This window comes from Cronobacter sp. HA18006, from assembly GCF_011605445.1.
GTDB classification, from domain to species: Bacteria; Pseudomonadota; Gammaproteobacteria; order Enterobacterales; family Enterobacteriaceae; genus Cronobacter; species Cronobacter sakazakii.
This window is the reverse complement of sequence record NZ_JAANQB010000011.1, coordinates 544,999-570,445: the sequence shown is the minus strand read 5'-3', so window position 1 is coordinate 570,445 and position 25,447 is coordinate 544,999. Positions and strand designations below refer to the sequence as shown.

The following is a 25,447-nucleotide window of genomic DNA, read 5'->3' as shown; positions in this document are numbered from 1 at the left end:
TCTGTTCTACGTCGGATATCAGGCTCGCGGACCTTTCCGTGATATTTCTCACATACCGAAAATTGCGACTACGCTGTTTGAAGGTTCTGATCACATCAGTGATGGAGAAGCTATGAGTTCATCGTGTATAGAAGAAGTCAGCATACCGGACAACCACTGGTATCGCATCGCAACTGAACTGCTCAGCCGGGCCGGGATCGCCGTTAACGGCGCTGCTCCTTCCGACATTCAGGTGAAAAATCCTGACTTTTTTAAACGGGTGTTACAGGAAGGTTCCCTCGGTCTTGGCGAAAGCTATATGGATGGCTGGTGGGAGTGCGAGCGGCTCGATCTCTTTTTCACTAAAGTGCTGCGCGCGGGGCTGGAAGAGCAACTGCCACGTCACCTGAAAGATACGCTGCGTATTCTTGGTGCCCGTTTGTTCAATCTGCAAACCAAAAAACGCGCCTGGATTGTCGGCAAAGAACATTACGATCTTGGTAACGATCTGTTCAGCCGCATGCTCGACCCATACATGCAGTACTCCTGCGGCTACTGGAAAGAGGCGGACAACCTGGAAGACGCCCAGCAGGCGAAGTTAAAACTTATCTGCGAAAAACTTCAGCTTAAGCCTGGCATGACGCTGCTGGATATCGGCTGCGGCTGGGGCGGATTGGCAGCGTTTGCCGCGCGCCATTATGGCGTATCGGTCACCGGCGTGACCATCTCCGCCGAGCAGCAAAAAATGGCGCAGGAACGCTGCCAGGGGCTGGATGTCACCATTCTGTTGCAGGATTACCGCGATCTCGATTCGCAGTTTGACCGCATCGTCTCGGTAGGCATGTTTGAGCATGTTGGCCCGAAAAACTACGCCACCTATTTTGAGGTTGCCGACCGCAACCTCAAGCCTGACGGGCTTTTCCTGCTGCATACCATCGGCTCACGGAAAACGGATAACAACGTAGACCCGTGGATTGATAAGTACATCTTTCCGAACGGCTGCCTGCCCTCGGCGCGTCAGATAGCCGCCGCCAGCGAGCCGCACTTCGTGATGGAAGACTGGCATAACTTCGGGGCGGACTACGATAAAACGCTGATGGCCTGGTATGCGCGCTTCCTGGCCGCCTGGCCGGAAATTGCGGATAACTATTCCGAGCGTTTTAAACGCATGTTTACCTATTATCTCAACGCCTGTGCGGGTGCCTTCCGCGCGCGGGACATCCAGCTGTGGCAGGTGGTCTTCAGCCGCGGCGTGGAAAACGGCCTGCGCGTCGCCCGTTAAGCGTTCACCCCGGCGCATGCCGGGGGCTTTTTGCCACTCTCTCTTCCTCGCTTTGTGATATTTCTCACGCTTTCGCGACGTTTCCTTCGATAAAAGTGATCCCGGCAGCAATCAGGTGACAGACACATGGAAACCGGTTTCCGTTTTGTTTCAAACTGAGCGCTATTCCCTCTGCCTGATTAAGGAAACATGTCATGAGTCTGTACCAGAGTATGGTCCATGTTATTGAAAATAAAATTACACCGCTGGCGGGTGCGATGGGGTCGCAGCGTCACGTGGTGGCTATCAGGGATGGTTTCCTTGCCGCCCTGCCGTTTATGATTATCGGTTCGTTTCTGCTGGTTTTTATCTTCCCGCCTTTCTCGCCGGATACGCAAATTGGGTTTTGTCGCGCATGGCTCGATCTCTCGCTGAAATATCGCGAGCAGCTGATGCTGCCGTTTAATCTCAGCATGGGCGTCATGACGTTTTTTATCTCGGTCGGTATTGGCGCGAGTCTTGGCAAGCACTATAAGCTTGACCCTATCATGACCGGCCTGCTGGCGTTTATGGCCTTTCTGCTGGTGGCAGCGCCCTATAAAGACGGGCAAATTTCCACGCAGTATTTCTCAGGTCAGGGCATTTTCACCGCGCTTATTACCGCGATTTACGCGAGCGAAATGTATGCCTTTCTGAAGCGCCACAACATTACTATCCGTCTGCCAAAAGAGGTGCCGACCGGCGTCGCGCGCTCGTTTGAGATTTTGATCCCGGTGGTGGTCATTGTCCTTACGCTTCATCCGCTTAACCTTATCATTGAATCCACCACCGGCATGATCCTGCCGGAAGCGATCATGCACCTGCTTTCACCGCTGGTCGCGGCGTCTGACTCCCTCCCGGCCATTCTGATTTCCGTTTTGATCTGCCAGATCCTGTGGTTTGCCGGTATTCACGGCGCGCTGATCGTCACCGGCATTATGAACCCGTTCTGGATGGCGAACCTCTCCGCCAACCAGGCCGCACTGGCGGCGGGCCAGGCGCTGCCGCATATCTATCTGCAAGGGTTCTGGGATCACTACCTGCTGATTGGCGGTGTCGGCTCTACTCTCCCGCTGGCGTTCCTGCTGCTGCGCAGCCGCGCGGTGCACCTGCGTACCATCGGTAAAATGGGCGTCGTGCCGAGTATGTTTAACATCAACGAACCGATTCTGTTTGGCGCACCGGTCATTATGAACCCGGTCTTTTTCCTGCCGTTTATTCTGGTGCCGATGGTGAACGCCGTTCTTGCCTGGACCGCGACCAAACTCGGCTGGCTGGCGCAGGTCGTCTCGCTGACGCCGTGGACCACGCCCGCGCCCATCGGCGCGTCGTGGGCTGCGAACTGGGCTTTCAGTCCGGTCATCATGTGCCTGATTTGTATGGTGATGTCGGCATTAATGTACTACCCGTTTGTGAAAGCCTACGAGCGCACCCTGCAAAAGCAGGAAGCGGCGCAGGACAACACCGAAGGTGACACTGTCACGAATAATGCCTGATTTTATCGCGCCTGCCCTGTTGGCAGGCGCCTGACTACGCTATGAGGATGGATATGCACTACTCATTTCCTGAAGGATTCTGGTGGGGCAGCGCCAGCTCGGCGCCGCAAACTGAGGGTGAAAGCCTGAGCCACGGCAAAACGCCAACAACATGGGATCACTGGTTCCGCCTGCAGCCAGAGCGTTTCCACCACGGCGTTGGCCCGGCGCAGACCTCCACGTTTTATCAGCACTGGAAAGAAGATATCGCGCTGCTGAAAGCGCTTAATCACAACACCTTCCGCACGTCCATCTCCTGGGCGCGCCTGATCCCCGATGGCACCGGCGCGGTGAATCAGGAAGCCGTCGCCTTCTACAATCAGGTAATTGATGAGCTTCTGCGCCAGGGCATTACGCCATTCATAAACCTGTTCCATTTCGATATGCCGTTAGCGCTGCAGGAACAGGGCGGCTTTGAGAACCGTAAAGTTATCGACGCGTTTGAAGCCTATGCCCGCACCTGCTTTGAACTGTTTGGCGACAGAGTGACGCACTGGTTTACCTTCAACGAGCCGATTGTGCCGGTAGAAGGCGGTTACCTGTATGACTTCCACTACCCGAACGTAGTCGATTTCCGCCGCGCCGCGACCGTCGCCTACCACACGATGCTGGCCCATGCCCGTGCGGTGAAGGCCTACCACGAGCGTAACGACGGCGGCGAAATCGGTATTATTCTGAACCTCACCCCTTCTTACCCGCGTTCACAAAACCCGGCAGACGTGAAAGCGGCGCACATCGCCGATCTGATGTTTAACCGCAGTTTCCTTGATCCGGCGCTGCGCGGCAGTTACCCGGAAGATTTAGTCGCGCTGCTGGTGCAATACGATCAACTCCCTGCGTGCCAGCCCGGCGATAAAGAGCTGCTGGCGGCGGGTGTGGTGGATCTGCTCGGTATCAACTACTATCAGCCGCGTCGCATTCAGTGTCGTGATTCGCAGGTCAATCAGGAAAGCCCGTTCATGCCAGAGTGGTTCTTCAGCGCTTATGAAATGCCGGGCCGCAAAATGAACCCGTATCGCGGCTGGGAAATTTATGAGAAGGGCGTCTACGACATCCTCACACGCCTGCGTGTAGAGTATGGCAACCCGCGCTGCTATATCTCAGAAAACGGCATGGGCGTTGAGAATGAGCAGCGCTTCGAGCGCGACGGACAGATTCAGGATGATTACCGCATCGAGTTTGTGCGCGACCACCTGAAATGGCTGCATAAGGGCATCAGCGAAGGTAGCCGCTGTCTGGGCTATCACATGTGGACCTTCATTGACAACTGGTCCTGGTGCAACGCTTACAAGAACCGCTACGGCTTTGTATCGCTCGATCTGGAAAGCCAGAAACGCACGATCAAAAAGAGTGGTGAATGGTACCGCCAGGTAGCGGCAAAGAACGGGTTTGATGAGTAACCGAGTGGCGGCCTTCGCGCCGCCACGCTTTGCAGGAAAACACGATGTCCACCATTAATGATGTCGCGCGCCTGGCGCGCGTCTCGAAAGCCACTGTTTCCCGCGTACTTAGCGGCAATCGCGGCGTCAAGGAAGAGAGCCGTCTCGCGGTGCTGCGCGCCGCCGAGATGCTGAACTATCAGCCGAACGCCATTGCACAGTCGCTCTCAAGCCAGATTACCCACTGCATCGGCGTGATTTGCGCCAGCGAACATATTCAGCAGGCTACCTGCTGGCTACAGGCGCTGGAAAAAGAGCTCAGCCGGCACGGTAAACACCTTCTGCTGCGTTTTGCGAGTACCCCGCAAGAGGTGACACGCGCCCGCGCCGAGCTGGATTCCGGCCTCTGCGACGCGCTGATGATTGTCGGGGCCCGCTTTCCTCTGCCGCCGCTTGATGACGACGTGATTCTGGTGGACTGTCTGAGTGCCGCAACCGCACAGGGAATTTTGTTCGACTGGTTGTTTGCCGCGCAGACGGCGGTGCAGTATTTATGCAGCCACCAGCGGCGCGATATCGCGCTGATTAACTTCCCGGCGGGCGATGCGGCAGCAGAGATCTTACAGGGCTATCGCCAGGCGGCGGAAAACCACCTGATCCCGTTTCATCGCCAGCGCGTCATTGAAGATGAGCCGGTGCTGCGTATCGCCCTGCAAAAACTCATTAACAGCGGCGTGAAATTTAATGCGCTGCTGGTGACCGATGACAGCCAGGCGCGCGAAGCGGTGGCGATGCTGCGCGAATACCGTTTCGCGGTGCCGGAGCAGGTGCTGGTGTTCAGTCTTGAGAGTTCAGGGCGCGGTGTGGGGCTTGAGAGCGTTCCGGCCATCGGGTATTCGCTGGAGAGTATCGCCCGGCAGGCGGTGGCGCTGCTTTCAGGCGGCGCGCCGGGCGAACGGGTACGCGGAACGCTGGTGAGTGCCTGAGCGTACCCGCGATAGATTATTCGGCGGGGTGAAGCTGGGCGGTAATGGCTGCGGCGGCTTCGCGAGACGCCAGTACACGCTCAACCGTATCTACTACGGCCTGGGTCTGCGGATCGATTTCAATATTCACCCGCTGGCCCAGTTTTTTCGTGCCAAGCGTGGTGCGCTGGAGCGTTTCCGGGATCAGGAAAACGCAGAACCGCGTCGCCGTCACTTCCCCTACCGTCAGGCTGATACCGTCAATGCCGATATAGCCTTTATGCAGGATATACTTCATCAGCGTCGGATCCTGAATTTTAAACCAGATCTGCCGGTTATTTTCCGACGTCAGGATCTTCGCAACCTCCGCCGTGGTCATAATATGCCCGGACATTAAATGCCCGCCAATTTCATCGCTGAATTTCGCGGCGCGTTCAATGTTGACCACATCGCCGGTCTGTAAATCCCCAAGGTTAGTAATGCGCAGCGTTTCTTTCATTAAATCGAAGCTGACACGGTTGCCGTTAATTTCCGTTACCGTCAGGCAGCAGCCGTTGTGCGCCACCGATGCGCCCGTCTCAAGCCCCGGCAGCAGCTCATCTGGCAGCTCCACCACATGGGTGCGGAAATTCGGTTTTTCATCGATAGCCACGACTTTCGCGGTGCCCTGAACAATACCGGTAAACATATTTTGCCACTCCTGGATTCGCTAACATGGCGGCGCGCGGCCGCGAGATTCATAACCAGAACAATAACAGGTGGAATATGCCCTTGCCAGCCTGAGCGGTCTTAAGCGCATTATTTCACTGGCTTAATAGTGAACTCTCGCTACAATAGTCTGACTAATTCCCCTGCATTTTCTTCTTGCTGCCCGTTGCGGCGGCTTTTTTGTCTCTCAAATAACAACAATATACAGGTGTTCACGTGCAGAAGTATTTTGTCGAAGCGCGTCAGTTATTAGCTCTGGCAATCCCGGTGATTTTCGCGCAAATCGCCCAGACCTCGATGGGGGTTGTCGATACCGTTATGGCCGGTGGCTACAGCGCCACCGATATGGCAGCAGTTGCCATCGGGACCTCTATCTGGCTCCCCGCCATCCTCTTTGGTCACGGCCTGCTGCTGGCGCTCACGCCAGTCATCGCTCAGCTTAACGGCTCCGGTCGCCGCGACCGCATCGCGCATCAGGTGCAGCAAGGCTTTGTGCTGGCCGGGCTGGTCTCTGTGCTTATCATGCTGGTGTTATGGAACGCCGGTTATATCATCCACGCGATGCACAATATCGACCCGGTTCTCGCCGACAAAGCGGTGAATTACCTGCGTGCGCTGTTGTGGGGTGCGCCGGGTTATCTTTTCTTTCAGGTGATGCGTAACCAGTGTGAAGGGCTCGCCAAAACCACGCCGGGCATGGCGATGGGCTTTATCGGCCTGCTGGTGAATATTCCGGTGAACTATATCTTCATTTACGGTCATTTTGGTATGCCGGAACTGGGCGGCGTCGGTTGCGGCGTGGCGACCGCGTCGGTGTACTGGGTGATGTTTTTCTGCATGCGCTTCTGGGTTAAACGCGCAGGCTCGATGCGTGATATTCGGCCTGAGCCCGCAAGCCGCCGCTTTGACTGGCCGGTTATCCGTCGTCTCGCGCAGATTGGTATGCCGGTGGCGCTGGCGCTGTTTTTTGAGGTCACGCTGTTTGCGGTCGTGGCGCTGTTAGTGTCACCGCTCGGGATTGTCGATGTCGCGGGCCACCAGATTGCGCTCAACTTCAGCTCACTGATGTTTGTGTTGCCGATGTCGATGAGCGCCGCGGTGACCATTCGCGTCGGTTTCCGTCTCGGGCAGGGTTCGACGCTTGAGGCACAGACCTCAGCACGGACAGGCATTATCGTCGGCATCTGCCTTGCCGTGCTGACGGCCCTCTTCACTGTGGTATTCCGCGAGCCTATCGCCCTGCTCTATAACGACAACCCGGAAGTGGTCACTCTCGCCTCGCATCTGATGCTGCTGGCGGCAATTTATCAGATTTCGGATTCGATTCAGGTGATCGGCAGTGGCGTCCTGCGTGGTTATAAAGACACGCGATCGATTTTCTTTATCACCTTCATCGCCTACTGGGTGCTGGGTCTGCCGAGCGGCTACATTCTGGGGCTGACCGACTGGGTCGTGGAACCCATGGGCCCGGCGGGCTTCTGGTTTGGCTTTATACTCGGCCTGACCTCTGCCGCTATCATGATGATGTGGCGTATGCGTTACCTGCAACGTCAGCCCTCGGAAACCATACTGGCGCGTGCCGCGCGTTAATCCAGACGCCGCCCCGAGGGCGGCGTTTTTTATCCGTCTGACGCCTGCCTGCCCAACCCGCCGATCACTTTGTCAGCATTCTGCGCAAATACGCGGCAATCGCGTGAAATATGAAAGAAAATTGACGTTTTCCCCTTGCCAGCTGACGGGGCTGCCGTTAATATTCGTCCCCGCTGTCACACAGCAATGCGTTCATAGCTCAGTTGGTTAGAGCACCACCTTGACATGGTGGGGGTCGTTGGTTCGAGTCCAATTGAACGCACCATCCTAATGTGCGTCCGTAGCTCAGTTGGTTAGAGCACCACCTTGACATGGTGGGGGTCGGTGGTTCGAGTCCACTCGGACGCACCATTCAGTAGTCTTCAGGTTTCCTCTTTCTGTTTCGTCCTAAACCTTCTGATACACGTCATCTCACTTAATCTTTCAGACTGGGCCTGCACATGATTTCGTATTATGCGGATTCTGTGGTAGTAACCAGTGGCCAATCTGATGGAGGTCATCATACGCCCCTGTACCCTGCCGATGACGGCGTTATGCCAGGTGCGTACGCCCCAGACCGCTTCCTGTGCGCCGTCATACAGGCCGGACGGCTCGCGGTACGGCAGGCGGACGTCAAAATGAGAGTTAAGCTGGCCGTCGGCAAGGATTTATATATTCATTTTCCAGATGCTATCTACCAGCGTGCAGCAGTCAAAATCCGCTCAAGACAGTAAACGCCAGGCGAACTGTAAGTCCGCTTCTCACAACTGATTCATGAGGTCATATTTTAGGCTGTATTAAAGCTCTGTCATCAACGGTAACAAACCAAGATCCAGAAGCCTTATTTCTATATCATTTGCTTTACGGATGTGTTCTATGTTGTTTCCGTCAAATATTTCGTTGGTTGAAACCACTATGGTTCCTTTTTGCTTTTCACCGTCGAAAACCGGTACCACTTTAGCTGCCTCGGGTACTATTTCAGGTAAAACCATGTGGGGTAAATATAACATCCAGCCGACATATATGCTGTCAGGAAAAATATTACGATCATGGTACCAATAACCTTTTGAGTCTACTGATATCCATGTTTTGTTTTTTCCTTCAGCTAACAGGAGCAAGGAATCAATCATGTCCGAAGTATTCATAACCATCTGATCAATATCTATTATAAGATTTGATTTTTTAGGGTTATCTATAAACTTCATAAAATGAGATATTGAGCAAGCCAGTCCATCGGGTTGACCATTCCATATAGACTCGTTGACTAAAGGATGGTTCTTTTTATAATGGCGTTGAAAAATATCCATTATATTTTTATTAGGTTCATTACCATTAAAAATAACATATTTTAATGCGTCTTTTCTTGAGTAGCCAGTTAAATACCATGTTTGATTTTTTTTCGTAAGATTTCTGATGACCAATGCACTTCTGTATAGTTCATTCACACAATCAGCTACTGTAATGTCGTATGCATTCAAAGAATGTATATTTATTGACGTATTAAACAGTTCATTCATGGTTGCCACCTCGTAATAATATCCTTATAATCTTTAAACAACTTTCTGAAATATTCATAACTTAAAGGTTGCATAAATATCCAAACCACTTTTAATGGCTGATTTACTGTTGCAACCGCCTGATGACGGGATGCTTGATTAATAGCACTATGGTTACCTGTCCACCACGGTTTCTTCGAACCATCATCCCTGAAAAACTGATCATACCGTGCCTTTGCTTCCCAGAACTGGCACAGCTGAGCTTTCCACCCATCAAACGATACGCCGCAGTATTTATATTCCTCTATCTCTTGTACTTGAAATCAATATTCTTATTAAGAATAAGCCAATATCATCTTTTATTCCCACACTCATATAGAGTCCATCCTGACACACCTTGATCTGTTGGATAAATAAAATCAATCCCAGACCATTTTGGCGAGACCATATCAGAGAACTGATACTCCCAGAAATACCATGCGGAACTTTTTAACTTATCGCCATCTTTACTATAAACAATAAAAAAAGATTGATTAGAAAAAAACCTTAAAAAACGACCAGCGATACCAAAAGGTTCATAGTTGGGACTATATGAAACAAAATAGCATGAATGCGAGTAATTCCATATTTTCCCACTTGGCGCAGCCGTTTTATAAGCTAATATCTTAATGGTAAATAGCATAGACAGCATTATAAAGAAAACCACAAAAAAAAATACAACCATTTTTTAAATAAATTAAGCAACTTTAGCACTCCTTGCTTGGCATTCTAATAAATCTAATTTACTGATATGAATAATAACCTCTACAGGTATTTTTTTACTTTAGAATAAAAAACCCCGGTTTTTATGTTGTTTTCTTTTTTGCATTTTCTCTATACTCAATAAATGAATTATTGGTAACTCTATAATAATCATTACCATTTTTACTAACCACTTTACTTTCAAAAATCTCATTTATTAAACTTGGCTTTATTACACCATGCCATCCCCAATAACCAAGAGGTTGATCATCCCCATCATTCATAAACTCATAGGTATCTCTCACATACAAACCAATTTGATTAATCTCAATCCTATAAAGACCGTCTTTATCATTAGATACAATTTGGTCACTAAGATTTAACAATGTAACATAATGATTACACGCATCCATTGGAATATCGGTATAATAATTTTCACTTTGCCCCTCGAGTTCTTTTATTTTTTGGTCCATTTTTTACGGGGTGTCGCCTGTAATCCAAGTTGCTGTCTGACCCACAGGCTACGTCGAACAAGATTTAAAAGGCTGCGAGAACCGAATACCAGTGACTGACGTGTCAGATGTATCTGTGCAAATATTGACGGATCATCAACCCTACCTTCGGGATGAACCGGCAATACAATGTAAACATGAAATGGCTGAACCATGTGGTTCAAAATTGCACGCTTAATACGTTAACCAGGCCATTCGGCTACCGGGTTTTGGGGCATATTATATCTCAGATAATAGATGTTTTATTCAGAAAAAATTAGCTCAACATATAATCATTAACATTATTAGTAAGTTATGTCTTTATTATCACAGACAGGTATATTCCACCCAGCCCAGCCATCAGCCGTAGGATAAAGAACATAGGTATCTGACATCCATTTAGGTGCGATAAGATCATAAAATTGTTCTTCCCAAAAATACCATGCTGAATTTTTCAATTTATTGCCAAATTTATCATAAACAATAAAAAAATGATCAGACGAAAATATTTTTACAATGCTACCTGTCCGCCATAAAAAATCATAATTACGGTGATAAACTGTCAGATAGCAACTTGATGAACTATTAGTATAAATACTTTCTTTCTTTGCGCTTATGCAACTCACAATATCTAACAATGTTAAAAAAAACAAACCTAATAGAAAAAAGCATAGAAATTTATTTTTTATTTTCATGTTTAGCCTTTGTCTGTGAGATATATTCCCTTATATTTTTATCATCGAGGTGAATTTTAATAGATACAGGAGTTCTCTTTATTGTTGAATAAAAATAAAAATCACCAGCTTCAGGAGGCTTTTTATTTCTACCGATTTTGTTTCTATATTCTAAGAATGAGTTATTTGTGACTTGATAATATCGTTCTCCTCCAGACTCTATCGACAAAGGCTCTTTAAACCAGTCTATTAGATTAGGCCTTTTTACTCCAGCCCACCCCCAATAACCTAATAACTGATCTGACTCATCATTGATGAAGTCGTAAGTATCCCGCACATACCAACCTAATTCGTCAATAACAATCACAAATTGACCAAATTCTGCTTTTTCAACCCGTAATTTAGTGAAGGCAACTTTTATTATAAAAGACCCTAGTGCACCATATACATCATCTAGCTCATCAGTGCCTTTTTCCCATAAAGTTGAACCTATACGGAAGAAATTAAACTGCCCTTTAAAATCTAAATCCATAGCCGGCAGTGATGTAAAGTCAATGTTGCACTCATAAAATTTGTAATTGTTCCTGTCAAAATATCCGTTTTGTTCAATACGGGATATGATAACATTCAGTCCATTTGATAACGTTTTTAACCCTATTGTTTTCTTCCCGAGAAAATTATGATACTCCCGAACAAAAGTAACACTTAGGAGGTTTTGATTGAATATTTTTGCTACTCTCTCTGATTTCAACAACCATTGAAAATCAAGATCAGATAAAATATGTATCTTATCTATTGTTTTTATAGCGCTATCACCTATTTTCTCTTCCATAGTCATTTCATAAAGCGGATCGTTAAACCATTTTCTCATGAATTTAGCTGCAACAACCCACCCCATTTTTTCCATTACCTCAGGTATATCTGTTATTTTAAACAGCCGAACAGACACTTTTTGCTGATTATCTTCCTGTTCAGTGAGGCTGGATTTAACCTTCATCTCATCCATGATATTAACCTATTATCAATGATTCTTGTCTGAGAATAGTTAACTCAACTTCATGTTTTTCTTTATGGCTCATAATATAAGTACACCCTTTATTATTAGAAACATTTTCCACTTTCTCTCCTGATGATAATGTCAGTCTATATGCTATTCCTGCGGCCGGCTCATTTGTTCTGTCATCAAGCAGAATAAAACCTCTGCTATAAACACCCTCCTTGCCGGGCAAATATGGGAATTCAGCCTGCCGGGATTTACTCGCTCCCAGATAAGTTTTTTCCACCTTCCTCAGATATACCTGAGGTGTGCCGTACTCTATTTTCCCGGCTTCCAGCTTCAGATAACTTCCGCCGCCGATTAAGGTGATGCGCTTTTTGCCTGCAAAGGAAATATCGCTCACCGATGTGAGGGTGACTTTCTTCTCTGCCGCGAGCTGCATGCCGCCGTTCTGTGCCTGCACCTCCAGCGGGCCCTCGCCTGATTTCAGGCTCAGCGGCCCGCTGCGGGCGAACAGCCCCAGTTTTTCACCCGCCAGTGCAGTCATGTTGCCCATAACGCCCACGCTGATATCGCCACCCGCACTCACCGCCACATTCTTCGTGGCCGTAAGCTGCGTGTGCTCGCCGCTGGTGAATGCCATACCGTCCGGGGCCTGCATGTGAATCAGTTCGTTCAGCGGTTTCAGCCGCTCGCTGAACATCGCGCTCTGGCTGGCGATGTCTGCCTGCAGCGCGTTCGCCGCGTCTGCTGAAGCGGAGAGCTGCGCTATCTGCTGCAGGCACAGGTCGATTTCCTTCAGCGCCGTTTCCCGGTCCAGCACCTCGCCCGCCGCCTTCTGCTGCCCGTCGGCGCTGATGAACAACCCCTTCGCCACGCGAATGACACCATATTCATCGGTGCGCAGCTCAAAGCCCGCACCGCGCGGTTTATCCTGCCCGTCCACCAGTTGTCCTTCGCCGAGCTGCGTTTTGCCGTATTCGGTGGTCAGGTGGATGTGCTCTTCGCCCCGTTTATCTTCCATGCGCAGTTCGTTCTGCGCGGGTGTGCGCAGGATATTCCGGCTGCGGTTGTCACGGTTCACCACATCCGGGTGCGCCGAATCATGAAAGGCGTGCGCGATATAGGGCCGGTCCGGGTCGCCGCCGTCAAAGGCGACGGACACCTCCGTGCCGGCCAGTAGCGGCGTGTGCCAGCCGTATGTCTCGCCCGCATACAGCTTCGCCAGGCGTACCCACAGATAGCTGTAGCCGCTCTCGCTGCCCTCGCGGTCCATGTCCAGCTTCACCCTGTAGCGGCCTGCTTCGTCCAGCCAGGCGTACGTGTCCTTCGGGTCCCGGCTTTCCACCCGTGCCGGCACCGTGCCGTGTATTTCCGGGCGCGGGATTTCTGGCGGGCGGTAGCAGTAGCGTTCACTGTAGGGCATCCCCCACACCGACACATGCAGGCGCGAATCGCGCGAAGCGCGAAAAGTGGTGAGCGTGATAATCACCCCTTCTTTCAGCGCGCGGATGACGTCGCCCTGCGGCTCCAGCACCATCCCCGGCGTGAGCGCGCCGGCGTTGCTGAAGAGATGCACCCGCAGCGAGTGATTCAGCTCACGCTCATGGTGAATCCGCGCGTAAAACGCCCCGCTTTCGCTTTCCGGTTCGGGATCGGTGTCATCGCCCTGCTCCCGGTACGGCTCCGCGTAGCGGTAATGCTCGCCGGTGGTCACTGCCGCGCTGCGCACTCTGACGGTGGCGTCCAGCGGCGTGGTGGCGGCGGGGTAATAATAGTCGCGCGTCTGCACCCTGCCGGTGACGGCGTTATGCCAGGTGCGCACGCCCCAGACCGCTTCCTGCGCGCCGTCATGCAGGCCGGACGGCTCGCGATACGGCAGGCGGACGTCAAAATGATAATTGAGCTGGCTGTCAGCAAAAATCGTCACATCCAGACCGCGCAGGCTGTCCATTTCCGTGCGCCACCAGATCCCCACTTCTGACAGCAACCGCTGAATAAATTCAAGGTCAGTCTCGCGCCACTGGGTGATAAGCTCACGCTCCGGGTATTCCCGCTCCAGCCGGAAATCAAAATCCGCCCCTTCCAGGCCATGCTCGCGCAGTACCTGCTCCACCACTTCGGGCACCGACTGGTTGAGAAACACGCGGCACTGGCGCGTACGCGACAGCAGCGCCAGTCTTGAAGATAGCGTCACGCTGTAGTGCGACTGATCCATACTGGTGGAGTACCACTCGAACCGGGTGACGATGCCGTAAACCGTTCTGCCGCCCTGCATCCCAAGGCTCGCGTATTTCATCAGCGCCTGTTCTGGCCGGATATCGGCCTGCGGGGTAGTAAATTCGATATTCCAGAAAAACGGTTCGCTTAAGGCCTCGCGCCCACGAAAACGCAGCACGTCCGGTGTGATATCACTGTTGTGGATCACCAGCCCATACCGTGACAGACTCTCCTGGGGCTTGCCCCCATTATCCGTGTTCATAGATCATTCCTTTGTCTCCACCAGATTGAGCCAGCCGTCACCCAGCTCCACCACTCCTGGTTTATCCGGGTCAAGATCCTCCCGGGAAAGCACCAGTCGCCAGCGGTTGTCTTTGACGTCAGGATGGTTAAACAGCCCCACTACCGCTACAAACTGTGCGTTTTCTTCCATCGGCATATCAAGCGTGACATTACCCTTCGGGATAATGAGCAACTCGCGGGAAGCCAGCAGATCATCTTTCAGTACGGTGTCCGCATTCTGCAATAACGAGCCGTAATCAGCCGCATCGAGAGTTTTACGATCTTTTAGCTGATAGACCCTGACCATGGTCGCAAGCGGCGTCTGGTCACCATCCACGTTAAGCGCCGCTCGGGCAGAAAAATCGAGATGTAGTGTTTTGATCTTTTTATAAAACACCGATTTCGCCATACTGACCGTCCCGTCTTTCACCGCCTGGGTAAGACCACAACCCGTCATGACGCAGCACAGCGCGAGCGTTATCGCATGCCATCCTTTGTTTGGCATAAATGTATTCCTTTCTGAAAAATGGTTAGTCGAAGCGGTAACTGCCCTCTGCGGCAAGCGGCAATACCGTGCAACTCAGGCTTTCATAACATCCCAGGCTGACCGTGATGCACTGGCGGTTATCACTGAGTTTGCCGCCTTTCAAACCCAGCAGGCCTGTGCGGCCAAGCTGAATGCGCCGATGTTTCGCAAGCTTTGGTTCAGGGAGTAAATGTACCGGCACTGTCAGGCGAAGCCGTGCGTCACTGCGATAGCCGAGATAAACCCGCATCAGCGCCAGCAAATCAGTATGCAATTGCCCGCCCGGTAGCCAGCCTGCAGCCTCCTGCGGATTGCGGGTGAATAATGTAATGAGCACCCGACTGTTTGCATCACGCGCCATTTTTCCGAGTGTCGCACGCTGCGCTAAATGTACTCGTTCGCCTCCCCCCAGCCCGCTGCGGTTTGTCACCCGCACTTTTACAGGATCGCGCTCATGGATCTCTGCCCGTGTGTCTGGTGCCAGCAGAGTCACCAGCGCGCGTATTCCCTCAGCATTTCGCGTCGGTAAGCGCATGGCGCCGAGCAGCGCGAGAAAACGCGAAACGGGGGTAGCGATATGTTCTGCCGTGCCGGGAATGCCAAGTCCGACCAGCCCTAGCAGGCATTGAGAAGTGGCATCTGTCCCGCCGGGCTCAAACGTGGCCGGGTAGTGCGCGATGCGCGACAGCAGGAAAATGTACGGCAGGCGCGCGTTGATGCGGCTGTTGGCCGTCGCGTCCGGCGTGTCGTACAGCGCCGGTTTCTGCGCCGAGTTCGCCGAGAAGAAACAGGCGTAGTCGCGGTTTTTGTAGTAGGAGAGCGGGATAAAACCGAGGTTCGCGAACTCAAATTCACGCGTCTCCGGGATCATCACTTCCGACGGGATTTTCACCTGATTGCCGGTGCCGAGGTCATAGAGATGAATCGGCAGGTCCTGCACCGCACCGCCCGCCTGCGGGCCGCGGATCTGCACGCACCAGCCGTTATTAATGAAGCTCTTCACCATATTGGCCGCGAAGGCAAACGACGCGCTGGTCCACAGGTATTTTTCGTGGTCCGGCCCTTTCACCTCTTCCACATAGTTAAAGCTGCGCACCGGCACGGTGTCCGGGCCGTACGGCAGGCGGCCCAGCACGCGCGGCAGGGTCAGGCCGATATAGCGGGCATCGTCGGTGTCACGGAAGGATTTCCACTTGATGTATTCGGCGCGGTCAAAGTAGTTGCCGATGTCCTTAATCGCCGCCACCTCTTCCATGGTGTCCTTGAGGAAAAATTCCGGGCCGACGGCACCGATAAACGGCATGTGCGCCGCGGCGGAGACTTTAGAGATATTACGCAGCAGCGCCATATCCTGCGCACTGGCGTCAAACTCATACGAGGAAATCACCGCGCCCACCGGCTCACCGCCGGGCGTGTCATATTCCGCCGTATAGGTGTGCCAGTAGAGGCCGCTCTGGATAATTTCCGGCGCGTCCTCGAAGTCCTGGCGCAAATCCTCTTTGGCGATATCGAGAATTTCCGTGCGCACGTTCTGGCGGTAGTCGGTGCGGTTCACCAGATGCTTCAGGCCGCGCCACAGCGATTCCACCTGCTGAAACTCCGGATGGTGCATCACCGTATCCAGCTGGCGGCTGATTTGCCGGTCCAGCTCAGCGATATGGTGGTCAAGCAGCGTTTTGTCGAGCTTTTCAACCTGCTGGCCGGACTGTTTCAGGCGCTCCAGGAAAACCCGGACCGCGGCGGTCACGCGCTCATCGGCAGAGGCGTCCGCCAGGCGCTGGCTGTCCTGCCAGGCGTCGATATCATCAAGCGCGTCGACCGGGTGAAGGTTAATTTTTTCAAACAGCGAGGCGTAAACGCCGCCGGTGGTTTCCGGTACCTGCGTGGCGCCGGCAGCAGTGGGGGTGTTCTGAACAGACATCAGCATTTCTCTCGTTAATCCGTAATAAACCCGGTGCGCCTCAGGCGTGTTTCGGGGCCAGCGACGCCAGTTCCGCGCGTAAGCCATCGCTCAGCGCCGGATCCTTCAGGATGGTTTCCAGCTCCCTGCGGAAGGTGGCGTTATCAAGGAGATTAGATTTCAGGTCGCGCAGTAAATTGCGCATCGCGAGCATGGCTTTCAGCTGGGGAATTTGCCGCGCCACCTGCTCCGGCTCGAAATCTTTCATCTGGCGGAAGGTCAGGCGCACGTTTTCTTCGCGCCCGTCACCGGCCAGGGTATTTTCCACGGCGAGATTCAGCGCCGGTGAAAATTCCGAAAGCACGCTGTCGAAATTATTTTTGTTTATGTCGATTTTTTTGCGCTCAGACAGCGGCCGGTGCTCCTGGCCGTGACTGAAATCGCCGGTGACCAGTAATTTCAGCGGCAGCTCAACTTTTTTCTGCGCGCCGCCGGTGTGCAGATTTAACTTCAGGTTAATACGGGCTTTAGGAATTTCTTCCTGAAATGAACCAGACATGACGTGTTCCTTCACAATAAGGTTTCAGGTTGTGGAGAACCGGAAGCCGCGAGACTCCGCCCACCCCATCTCACTGCGCTTACGGCAATGAACAAGAAGCTTTAAAACAGAGAGTTACATTGACAAATGCTACGCGCATCGTGGTTATTCACAAGACAATGAACAACGGCAAATGTAAATGAATTTTGCTAAAAAAATGACAACCTATCCATTTTCGAACCTGTATTAATGGCAAATTATTTTCGTCATTAGCGATATCAGGGTGTACACCCGTGTCCGAAAGCGTTCATGCCTTAATTAAAAAAAATATTATTTCCAGCGCGTAACAATTGCGCCGGAATTTATCATCCTTTCCTTAAAAAAGGAAAAGAAAATGGACTAATATCATGTATCCAAGGAATGAATCCGCGAAAACAATTGGCATAAAAAATATTAAATCCACACCAGCCTCACGAATAAATCCATTTGTCTTTCAGTAACGTTATTTTTCCTCCTGCCAGACAACAACAATCCCCTTCTTAATTATCGAGAATTATTTCGGGAAAATGCCAGCGCTGAATAATTAATAATATATATACTGGAGAGCATTAATCATAAGGACACAAAATATACGACAACACCGTCCGGGAGCGTATTATCGAAGCTACGGCCTGAGCAACAAAGATGTTGGCAGCAGGCCGCCTCGCCGGGCTTCTAAAGATTTTCCTCATACAGTATCGTTTCCCGGATCGTTTCAAGCGCCTGCCGTAGTGTCCCCAGCGGTAAAGAGCCGAGTGCGAGCCGTATCGCGTGGGGTGTATGAAGTGATGCGCTGAACGGCTCGGCGGTCGAAACTGAAATCTTTTTATGCAGCAGTTTTTGCGCCACTTGCTCGGCCCGGACGCCTTCCCGCAGCGGCAGCCAGAGGAAATAGGATGACGGATTGCCCATCACCTCAAGCGGAGCCAGCGCCTGCCTGGCAAGACGCTGGCGCGCCCGCGCGTCGCGACGCTTCAGCACCTCAAACCGGTTGACCGTGCCGTCACGCAGCCAGTTGCAGACCAGCGTGGTCATCAGCGCCGGCGTATTCCAGGCGGTGGCGCGGATGGTTCGTTCGAACGCGCTCCGAAAACGCAGCGGGCAGACAATCGCCCCCACGCGCAGGCCCGTCGCGATATTCTTGGAAAAACCGGTCACATACACCGTTCTTTCCGGTGCCAGCGCCGCGAGCGGCACGGGCGCGGGTTTCACCAGCCAGGCGTATGGCGCGTCTTCAATAAGTAGCAGATCGTATTGCCGGGCAATCGCCACCAGCGCGCGTCGCTGGCGCAGCGTCATGACCCAGCCGATCGGATTGTGCAGCGTCGGCATCGTGTAAACCGCCCGCACACGTCGTTTTTCGCAGAGCGCCTGCAACGCCACGAGATCCGGCCCCTGCGGGGTAAACGGCACCGCCACCAGCTCAACATGACAAAGCTGTGCCGCCACTTTAAACCCGGGGTAAGTCAGCGCGTCCACCGCCACGACATCGCCGGGGCGCAGCAGGCTCATCACCGACACCGCAAGGCCATGCTGCGCGCCGCTCACCACCAGCACGTTCTCCGGCGAGGTCTTCAGCCCTGCGCCCGCCAGATACGCGGCGATAGCCTCTCTGTCTTTCGCGCGTCCGGCGTGCGGCTGATAACGTAACAGCGCCTCGATATCCCCGGCCGAAGCAAGCTGGCGCAACGCGTCGCGCAACCGCTCTGCCTGCCCTGGCAGGGCGGGATAGTTAAAACTCAGATCCAGCGCATCGGCCGCCACGGCATGTTGATCAATGCCCAGCCCCGGCGGCAGCGCGATATCCCTTACAAAGGTTCCCCGCCCTGTTTCACCGCTCACCAGCCCCATCGCCTCCAGCTCGGCGTAAACGCGCGTCGCCGTGGCAAGCGAGACATGGTGTTCCGCCGCCAGCCGCCGGTGCGTGGGTAACTGAACGCCTGCGGTTAACTCACCACTGCGGATGGCCGATGCATAGCGATCGACCAGCGTTTTGTAGCGCGCTTTCACGGCAATGTATCCATGACAATTTTTTGATTGTCCTGAATCTAGCGCTCTACGATGGCGGGCGTCAATGGTCGCTATATTACCAGGAGAGTGTTATGGAAAATCCGTCCCGTCCGGGCCCATGGGCAGGCTGGCTGAATGGTCTACTGGGCGTGGTTATTTTCAGCGGTTCGCTGCCTGCCACGCGTGTCGCCGTTGGCGATTTCTCACCCTTTTTTCTGACGTTCGCCCGCGCATCGATAGCCGGAGGGCTGGCGCTGCTGCTGATAATGCTGCGACGTGAAACGCGGCCAACGCGGCGGCAGGCGGCGTCGCTTGCTATCGTCTGCGCAGGCGTGGTGGTGGGGTTTCCGCTGCTGACCGCGCTGGCGCTACAGCATGTGACGTCCGCGCATTCGATGGTGTTTATCGGCCTGTTGCCGCTGGCGACGGCGCTTTTCGGCGTGTTGCGCGGCGGCGAGCGCCCCCGCCCGGCCTTCTGGATCTTCTCATTAATGGGAAGCATGCTGGTGGCAGGGTTTGCTCTCACCGGTAATGTGCGGATCTCGCTACAGGGCGATCTGTTGATGCTAACCGCCGTAGTGCTCTGTGGTTTAGGTTATGCGGAGGGCGCGGCGCTGTCGCGCCAGCTCGGTGGCTGGCAGACAATTGGCTGGGCGCTGATCCTCGCGCTGCCGCTGATGCTGTGCGCCGCCTGGCTGACACGGCCCGCCTCGTTCAGCGCGGTGGCGCCTGCCGCCTGGGTGTCTCTCGGATATGTATCGCTGTTCAGTATGCTGGTCGGCTTTATCTTCTGGTACCGTGGGCTTGCCGCCGGAGGCATCGCCGCCGTCGGCCAGCTTCAGCTGTTACAGCCGTTTCTCGGCCTCGCGCTCGCCGCGTCGCTGCTCAATGAACACGTCAGCGCGCTGATGCTGGCCGTGACGCTTGGGGTGATCCTCTGCGTGGCATGCTCGAAGAAATTTGCACGCTGACAGGCCATTTAATAAGGAAATACCATGTTTAAAGGTCTCGCCGCCTTCCCGCTGACGCCGCTGATTAACGGCAGGGTGGATGAAAAAACCTTTGTGTCGCTGATTGAAAATCTGGCGGCTGCGCGGGTGGATACTATTGCCCCGCTCGGCTCCACCGGCAGCTACGCTTATCTCTCCCGGGAGCAACGCGCCCGTATCACGGCGCTGACGATCGGGGCCGCAGAGGATATTCCGGTCATAACGAGCATCGGCGCGCTGCGCCTGGACGATATCCAGCAAATCGCAGACGACGCCCAGCGCGCGGGCGTGCGCGGCCTGCTGCTCTCGCCGCTCTCCTATCAGCCGCTCAGCCACGAAGAGGCCTACCGGCTTTATGAGCGTGTCGCGCACGCGGTTTCGGTACCGCTGTGCATTTATGATAATCCGGCCACGACGGGCTTTACCTTTACGCAGGAATTACTGTGCGCCGTGGCGCGGCTGCCCAATATCGGCTCGATTAAGCTCAGTCCGTTCCGCGATAGCGACCAGGCGGCAGCGCAAATCACTGCCCTGCGTCGCGAGATCCCCGCCACCGTCACCCTGGGCACCAGTGGCGATCCGCAGGCCGCCAGTGCGCTGCTGGCCGGGGCCGACGTGTTCTATTCTGTCGTCGCCGGATTATGGCCACGCGACATCCGGGCGCTGACCGACGCTGCGCTGAAGGGTGACGAGGCACAGACCGCGGCGCTGAACGAGAAGTTTGAACCGCTGTGGGAATTATTTCGTCGCCACGGCAGTTTGCGGGTGATTGCGGCCGCTGCGGAACTCTGCGGGTGCGTTGCGGCGCCCTGTCTGCCGGAGCCGCTGCTGAGTCTGCAGGGCGAAGCGCGCGCGCAGTTGCAGGCGGTGCTGTCACAACAGGAATATCACTAATCCACTAAACATATTCGGAAATACGAATATGTTGTTGACGTCAGCGTTTGAGCGCTCCACACTACCCTCCACTGTTTTATGGAGGGTGAATGATGTCTCTCACGCCGCTACAGCTGTTTAAATTACTGGCTGATGACACCCGGTTGCGCCTCGCACTGCTGCTGCGCGCGCAGGGCGAGCTGTGCGTTTGCGAGCTCACGTCCACGTTGAATCTTTCCCAGCCGAAAATCTCCCGCCACCTGGCATTGCTGCGCGACAGCGGTCTTCTCTGCGATCGCCGCGACGGTAAGTGGATCCACTACCGGCTTTCGCCTCATATGCCCGCCTGGGCTGCCGCGATAATTGAGCAGGCGTTTTTATGCGAACGTGAAGCGATTGCGTCGCTGGCCACGCAAAACGCGTCAAACACCAGACGCTGCGGCTAAAAATTTTGTTAATACATATATGAATAATCATATTTGTTACGTCGTTCACTGGCATCAAAGCCATGAAATTCAGTCAAGGAGAGCGGTATGTTTCTGGCGGGTGCGATTTTCATCCTGACCCTGGTTCTGGTTATCTGGCAGCCGAAAGGGCTCGGCATCGGCTGGAGCGCGTCGGCAGGCGCAGCACTTGCGCTACTCACCGGCGTGGTACACCTCAGCGATATTCCGGTGGTGTGGAATATTGTCTGGAACGCCACCGCGACGTTTATCGCCGTGATTATCATTAGCCTGCTGCTGGATGAGTGCGGTTTCTTCCGCTGGGCGGCGCTGCACGTGGCACGCTGGGGCAACGGTAAAGGGGCCCGGCTGTTTACCTGCATAATTTTACTGGGTGCGATGGTGGCGGCGCTGTTTGCCAATGACGGCACGGCGCTGATCCTCACACCGATTGTTATCGCAATGCTGCTGGCGCTCGGCTTCAGCCGCGGGGCCACACTGGCGTTTGTCATGGCGGCAGGTTTTATCGCCGATACCGCCAGCCTGCCGTTGATGGTCTCGAATCTGGTGAATATCGTGACCGCGGATTTTTTCTCGCTCGGCTTCAGCGATTACGCCGCTGTGATGGTGCCGGTAAACCTCGCCTCGGTAGCGGCTTCACTGGTGATGCTGCATCTCTTTTTCCGCAAAGCAATCCCGGCGACATTCGATCGTGAAAAAATCAGCGCACCGCAGACGGCAATCCGCGATCGGCGCACCTTCATGACCGGCTGGCTGGTGCTGGTGTTGCTGCTGGTGGGCTTTTTCGCGCTGGAGCCGCTCGGCGTGCCGGTGAGTCTGGTCGCCGCCGTGGCGGCGGCATTGCTCTGGCTGGTCGCGCGTCAGGGACACGTTATCGATACGCGCAAGGTGCTGAAAGGCGCGCCGTGGCAAATCGTCATTTTCTCGCTGGGCATGTATCTGGTGGTGTATGGCCTGCGCAACGCCGGGCTGACCGGTTATCTCTCTACCCTGCTTAACGTCTTTGCACAACACGGGATCTGGAGCGCGACACTCGGTACGGGCGTTCTGACCGCCGCGCTCTCCTCGGTGATGAATAATATGCCGACGGTGCTGGTTGGCGCGCTCTCCATTGAGGCCAGTGCCGCCACGGGCGTGGTTAAAGAAGCCATGATTTACGCCAATATCATCGGCTGCGATCTGGGCCCAAAAATCACGCCGATCGGCAGTCTCGCCACACTACTCTGGCTGCATGTGCTGGCGCAGAAAAATATTGCGATTAGCTGGGGGTATTACTTCCGGGCAGGCATTGTGATGACCCTGCCGGTGCTGCTGGTAACGCTTGCGGCCCTCGCCCTGCGCCTTTCCTTTTAACCTGGTCCAGGGCGCGGCAAAACGCGCCCTGACGGAGAACCCTGATGACCCCGATTACGATTTACCATAACCCGGCCTGCGGCACCTCACGCAATACGCTTGGCCTCATCCGCAACAGCGGCGTGGAGCCGGCCATTATTCTTTATCTGGAAACGCCGCCGACGCGCGACGAGCTGAAAACGCTGATTAGCGATATGGGCATTAGCGTGCGGGCGTTGCTGCGCAAAAATGTCGAGCCGTATCAGGCGCTCGGGCTGGACGATGAGAAAATCGGTGACGAGGCGCTGCTGGACGCGATGCTGGCGCACCCGATTCTAATTAATCGCCCGATTGTGGTGACGCCGCTCGGCACCCGCCTGTGCCGTCCCTCAGAAGAAGTTCTGGCTATTCTGCCCGATCCGCAGCAAGGCCCGTTTACAAAAGAAGATGGTGAGGTTGTCATTGTGCAAGGTCAGTAATGCGTAAAGCGCAGGCAACGGCTCCCGTTCAGGGGGCCGCTTACCGCCAGATTCACGCACGCCAGAAAAACCGCGACAGCAGGATCAGAAACGGATAGATCTCAAGGCGTCCCAGAATCATCGCCAGGCACATCAGGTATTTTGCGCCGTCATTAAGCGTGTCAAAACTCGCCGCCGTCACACCGAACCCAAGCCCCATATTGTTGATGCAGGCGGCCACCGTGCCGAAAGCGCTCAGCAGATCATAGCCCATTAAGGTCAGCGCCCAGATAAACAAAATACTGACCAGCATGTAGAGGAAGAAAAAGCTGCATACCGAGCGCAGCACACGCTCATTGACCACACTCTGTCCGACATGCAGGCTTAAAATTGCCCTCGGATGTGCCAGCTGATGCACCTCATTACGGCTTTGTTTAAACAGGATCAGAAAGCGCAGCGCTTTAATCCCCCCACAGGTTGACCCCACGCACCCGCCAAAAAAGCTCGCCAGCAACAGCATGACGATAGTGTGCGCAGGCCAGCTCGCATAGTCTGACGTCGCAAGGCCGTTATCGGTAATCATTGAGCTTGCCAGAAAGAAGGCGTGAACCAGGCTGCCCGTCAGATCGTACATCCCTTTATGCCAGACCTGCCAGGCGGTCAGCAGCACGATAATCAGCGTGACCAGAAGAAAAAAATGCAGCTCCGCGTTGCGGCGAAACGGCTTCAGAGTGCGCCGGGTGAATGCGACAAACCAGACGGTAAAATTCACGGCAGATAACAGTGAAAACAGCCCTGCCACCAGCTCGACCGGATAACTGTCATAAAAGCCGATGCTTTCATTCCGCGTGGAAAATCCGCCGAGAGAAACCGTAGAAAGCCCGTGGCACAGCGCGTCAAACCACGGCATGCCCGCTATGCGGTAAGCCACAGCGCAGGCTGCGCCCAGCAAAACATAAGTGAACCAGAGCGTGCGCGACGTATCAGCCAGACGCGGCGTTAAGCGCTCTTCCTTAAAAGGCCCGGGCATCTCAGACTGATACAGTTTCATGCCGCCGATCCCAAGTAGCGGCAGCACGGCAACCGCGAGAACAATAACGCCAAGACCACCGATAAAATTAAGCTGCGCCCGGTAGTAAAGGTAAGCCTTCGGAAGCCCGCTCACATCGTTAATGATGGTGGCCCCCGTTGTCGTTATGCCGGATACACCTTCAAAAAGCGCCTGCGCGGCGTTCAGGCCGAGCGCGCTATCGAGCCAGAACGGCATCGCGCTGATAAGAGAAAACAGGATCCAGAACAGCACGATAATCAGAAAACCGTCACGGGTTTTGAGCGGCGCGATGTGGCGGCGTGTGGCAAGCCATGCAGCGCAGCCCGGCACAAAAAAAATGACAAAGGTCATCAGAAAAGAAAAATAACTGCGATCCTTGCAAAACAGCGCAACGAGCATGGGAGGCAGCATTGAAAAGCTGTAGAGCAATACCAGAAAACCACACAGATGAATGACAATGGCGGGACGCGAAGACGTTGCAGGAGCGAGCTGTAGCAAAACCAGGCCTCAAAACAATCGACTGACAGATCTGCTTATTAAACTGCCCTGCGTATAAAAATGTTGTAAAAAAAGTGGCACAGACCGCAGCAGCGCGGCCATACATCCCTGTACAGAGACCATCAGGCGCGCATGTTATGGCAGGCCGCCGCACAGCGATCGCACGCCGTCGCGCAGGCGTAATACGCCTCAATACATTGCGCATAACGTAGCGTCATTCGATTTCTCCTGTAGTGGTTAAACACAGGAAAAGTGTGTCAGGCAGGATTCGACTGCGCCATGTTTTGGGCTGGTTATGAATAATCTGTATAAAAAAGCGCTCAGCATTGCCCGAGGTCATAACCATGACCAGAGCCGGAGAGAAAAGTTGCGGGCGGGGCTAACGCCGCCGCCGGAGAAGGGAGAGCAAAGCGACGGTTGCCCGCCGCATGCG

The 25,447-nt window shown here is 53.8% G+C and carries 23 protein-coding genes, 2 tRNA genes and 1 pseudogene; 12 read left to right on the top strand and 14 right to left on the bottom strand.

The window, feature by feature from the left end; all coding sequences use genetic code 11:
• Positions 1 to 112: 112 nt before the first annotated feature.
• The 4 genes from cfa to G9X48_RS04415 all read left to right on the top strand — a co-directional run bounded on the left by cfa (position 113) and on the right by G9X48_RS04415 (position 5,179).
• Positions 113 to 1,261 carry a cyclopropane fatty acyl phospholipid synthase gene (cfa, locus tag G9X48_RS04430; protein ID WP_007891825.1) on the top strand — a complete coding sequence of 383 codons (1,149 nt, stop codon included), beginning with the start codon at positions 113 to 115 and terminating at the stop codon, positions 1,259 to 1,261.
• A 194-nt stretch (positions 1,262 to 1,455) separates the two neighbouring features.
• Entirely contained in the window at positions 1,456 to 2,775 is a 1,320-nt protein-coding gene (locus tag G9X48_RS04425; protein ID WP_007891828.1) for a PTS sugar transporter subunit IIC, read from the top strand.
• 53 nt (positions 2,776 to 2,828) lie between these two features.
• Positions 2,829 to 4,214, top strand: a complete 1,386-nt coding sequence (locus G9X48_RS04420) for a glycoside hydrolase family 1 protein (protein ID WP_097641601.1) — start codon at positions 2,829 to 2,831, stop codon at positions 4,212 to 4,214.
• A gap of 44 nt (positions 4,215 to 4,258) precedes the next feature.
• Positions 4,259 to 5,179, top strand: a complete 921-nt coding sequence (locus G9X48_RS04415) for a LacI family DNA-binding transcriptional regulator (protein ID WP_097641598.1) — start codon at positions 4,259 to 4,261, stop codon at positions 5,177 to 5,179.
• Between the two features lie 16 nt (positions 5,180 to 5,195).
• On the opposite strand, the gene G9X48_RS04410 is transcribed toward G9X48_RS04415, so the two are convergent.
• Positions 5,196 to 5,846, bottom strand: a complete 651-nt coding sequence (locus G9X48_RS04410) for a riboflavin synthase (protein ID WP_007849599.1) — start codon at positions 5,844 to 5,846, stop codon at positions 5,196 to 5,198.
• 236 nt (positions 5,847 to 6,082) lie between these two features.
• On the opposite strand from G9X48_RS04410, the gene mdtK reads away from it, so the two are divergent.
• From mdtK to G9X48_RS04395, 3 genes are all read left to right on the top strand, one after another.
• On the top strand, positions 6,083 to 7,456 hold the full coding sequence (gene mdtK, locus G9X48_RS04405) for an MdtK family multidrug efflux MATE transporter (protein WP_014729006.1): 1,374 nt from the start codon (positions 6,083 to 6,085) through the stop codon (positions 7,454 to 7,456).
• A gap of 188 nt (positions 7,457 to 7,644) precedes the next feature.
• Positions 7,645 to 7,721 (top strand) — tRNA-Val (locus tag G9X48_RS04400).
• 9 nt (positions 7,722 to 7,730) lie between these two features.
• Positions 7,731 to 7,807: transfer RNA gene (locus tag G9X48_RS04395), tRNA-Val, on the top strand.
• Positions 7,808 to 8,232: 425 nt separating this feature from the next.
• On the opposite strand, the gene G9X48_RS04390 is transcribed toward G9X48_RS04395, so the two are convergent.
• The 12 genes and pseudogenes from G9X48_RS04390 to G9X48_RS04340 all read right to left on the bottom strand — a co-directional run bounded on the left by G9X48_RS04390 (position 8,233) and on the right by G9X48_RS04340 (position 19,349).
• On the bottom strand, positions 8,233 to 8,952 hold the full coding sequence (locus G9X48_RS04390; protein WP_097641597.1) for an Imm52 family immunity protein: 720 nt from the start codon (positions 8,950 to 8,952) through the stop codon (positions 8,233 to 8,235).
• Positions 8,949 to 9,239 carry a Tox-REase-5 domain-containing protein gene (locus tag G9X48_RS04385; protein WP_256130605.1) on the bottom strand — a complete coding sequence of 97 codons (291 nt, stop codon included), beginning with the start codon at positions 9,237 to 9,239 and terminating at the stop codon, positions 8,949 to 8,951. Before G9X48_RS04385 ends, G9X48_RS04390 begins: the two co-directional genes overlap by 4 nt.
• 44 nt (positions 9,240 to 9,283) lie before the next feature.
• A complete protein-coding gene (locus G9X48_RS04380; RefSeq protein WP_105551955.1) occupies positions 9,284 to 9,622 on the bottom strand; it encodes a hypothetical protein in 339 nt (112 codons plus the stop codon).
• 154 nt (positions 9,623 to 9,776) lie between these two features.
• A complete protein-coding gene (locus tag G9X48_RS04375; protein WP_104677365.1) occupies positions 9,777 to 10,145 on the bottom strand; it encodes a DUF6402 family protein in 369 nt (122 codons plus the stop codon).
• A gap of 323 nt (positions 10,146 to 10,468) precedes the next feature.
• On the bottom strand, positions 10,469 to 10,858 hold the full coding sequence (locus G9X48_RS04370) for a hypothetical protein (protein WP_129560329.1): 390 nt from the start codon (positions 10,856 to 10,858) through the stop codon (positions 10,469 to 10,471).
• On the bottom strand, positions 10,842 to 11,843 hold the full coding sequence (locus G9X48_RS04365) for a DUF6402 family protein (RefSeq protein ID WP_166499913.1): 1,002 nt from the start codon (positions 11,841 to 11,843) through the stop codon (positions 10,842 to 10,844). Before G9X48_RS04365 ends, G9X48_RS04370 begins: the two co-directional genes overlap by 17 nt.
• Before the next feature lie 4 nt (positions 11,844 to 11,847).
• On the bottom strand, positions 11,848 to 14,316 hold the full coding sequence (vgrG, locus tag G9X48_RS04360) for a type VI secretion system Vgr family protein (RefSeq protein WP_097641595.1): 2,469 nt from the start codon (positions 14,314 to 14,316) through the stop codon (positions 11,848 to 11,850).
• Positions 14,317 to 14,319: 3 nt separating this feature from the next.
• Positions 14,320 to 14,841: a type VI secretion system lipoprotein TssJ gene (tssJ, locus tag G9X48_RS04355; protein WP_012124938.1), complete on the bottom strand. Its 522-nt coding sequence runs from the start codon at positions 14,839 to 14,841 to the stop codon at positions 14,320 to 14,322.
• Between the two features lie 25 nt (positions 14,842 to 14,866).
• Positions 14,867 to 15,541: a type VI secretion system baseplate subunit TssG gene (locus tag G9X48_RS21410; protein WP_347877705.1), complete on the bottom strand. Its 675-nt coding sequence runs from the start codon at positions 15,539 to 15,541 to the stop codon at positions 14,867 to 14,869.
• Positions 15,530 to 16,789: pseudogene (gene tssC / locus G9X48_RS04350) on the bottom strand (type VI secretion system contractile sheath large subunit); the annotation flags it as partial. The pseudogene tssC and the gene G9X48_RS21410, both read right to left, overlap by 12 nt.
• 34 nt (positions 16,790 to 16,823) lie before the next feature.
• A complete protein-coding gene (gene tssB / locus G9X48_RS04345; RefSeq protein WP_007849582.1) occupies positions 16,824 to 17,321 on the bottom strand; it encodes a type VI secretion system contractile sheath small subunit in 498 nt (165 codons plus the stop codon).
• Between the two features lie 693 nt (positions 17,322 to 18,014).
• Positions 18,015 to 19,349, bottom strand: a complete 1,335-nt coding sequence (locus tag G9X48_RS04340; RefSeq protein ID WP_069683263.1) for a PLP-dependent aminotransferase family protein — start codon at positions 19,347 to 19,349, stop codon at positions 18,015 to 18,017.
• Between the two features lie 92 nt (positions 19,350 to 19,441).
• Between G9X48_RS04340 and G9X48_RS04335 the strand changes: the two genes are divergently transcribed.
• The 5 genes from G9X48_RS04335 (at position 19,442) to arsC (ending at position 23,486) form a co-directional block, all read left to right on the top strand.
• On the top strand, positions 19,442 to 20,320 hold the full coding sequence (locus tag G9X48_RS04335; RefSeq protein WP_097641918.1) for a DMT family transporter: 879 nt from the start codon (positions 19,442 to 19,444) through the stop codon (positions 20,318 to 20,320).
• Positions 20,321 to 20,344: 24 nt separating this feature from the next.
• On the top strand, positions 20,345 to 21,232 hold the full coding sequence (locus G9X48_RS04330; RefSeq protein ID WP_097641919.1) for a dihydrodipicolinate synthase family protein: 888 nt from the start codon (positions 20,345 to 20,347) through the stop codon (positions 21,230 to 21,232).
• Positions 21,233 to 21,321: 89 nt separating this feature from the next.
• Positions 21,322 to 21,657, top strand: a complete 336-nt coding sequence (locus G9X48_RS04325; protein ID WP_097641920.1) for a metalloregulator ArsR/SmtB family transcription factor — start codon at positions 21,322 to 21,324, stop codon at positions 21,655 to 21,657.
• Positions 21,658 to 21,744: 87 nt separating this feature from the next.
• Positions 21,745 to 23,028 carry an arsenic transporter gene (locus G9X48_RS04320; RefSeq protein ID WP_097641921.1) on the top strand — a complete coding sequence of 428 codons (1,284 nt, stop codon included), beginning with the start codon at positions 21,745 to 21,747 and terminating at the stop codon, positions 23,026 to 23,028.
• 44 nt (positions 23,029 to 23,072) lie between these two features.
• Positions 23,073 to 23,486 carry an arsenate reductase (glutaredoxin) gene (gene arsC, locus G9X48_RS04315; protein WP_097641922.1) on the top strand — a complete coding sequence of 138 codons (414 nt, stop codon included), beginning with the start codon at positions 23,073 to 23,075 and terminating at the stop codon, positions 23,484 to 23,486.
• Positions 23,487 to 23,538: 52 nt separating this feature from the next.
• On the opposite strand, the gene G9X48_RS04310 is transcribed toward arsC, so the two are convergent.
• Positions 23,539 to 25,014 (bottom strand): TrkH family potassium uptake protein, encoded by a 1,476-nt coding sequence (locus G9X48_RS04310; protein WP_097641923.1) that lies wholly within the window; start codon positions 25,012 to 25,014, stop codon positions 23,539 to 23,541.
• Between the last annotated feature and the right edge of the window lie 433 nt (positions 25,015 to 25,447).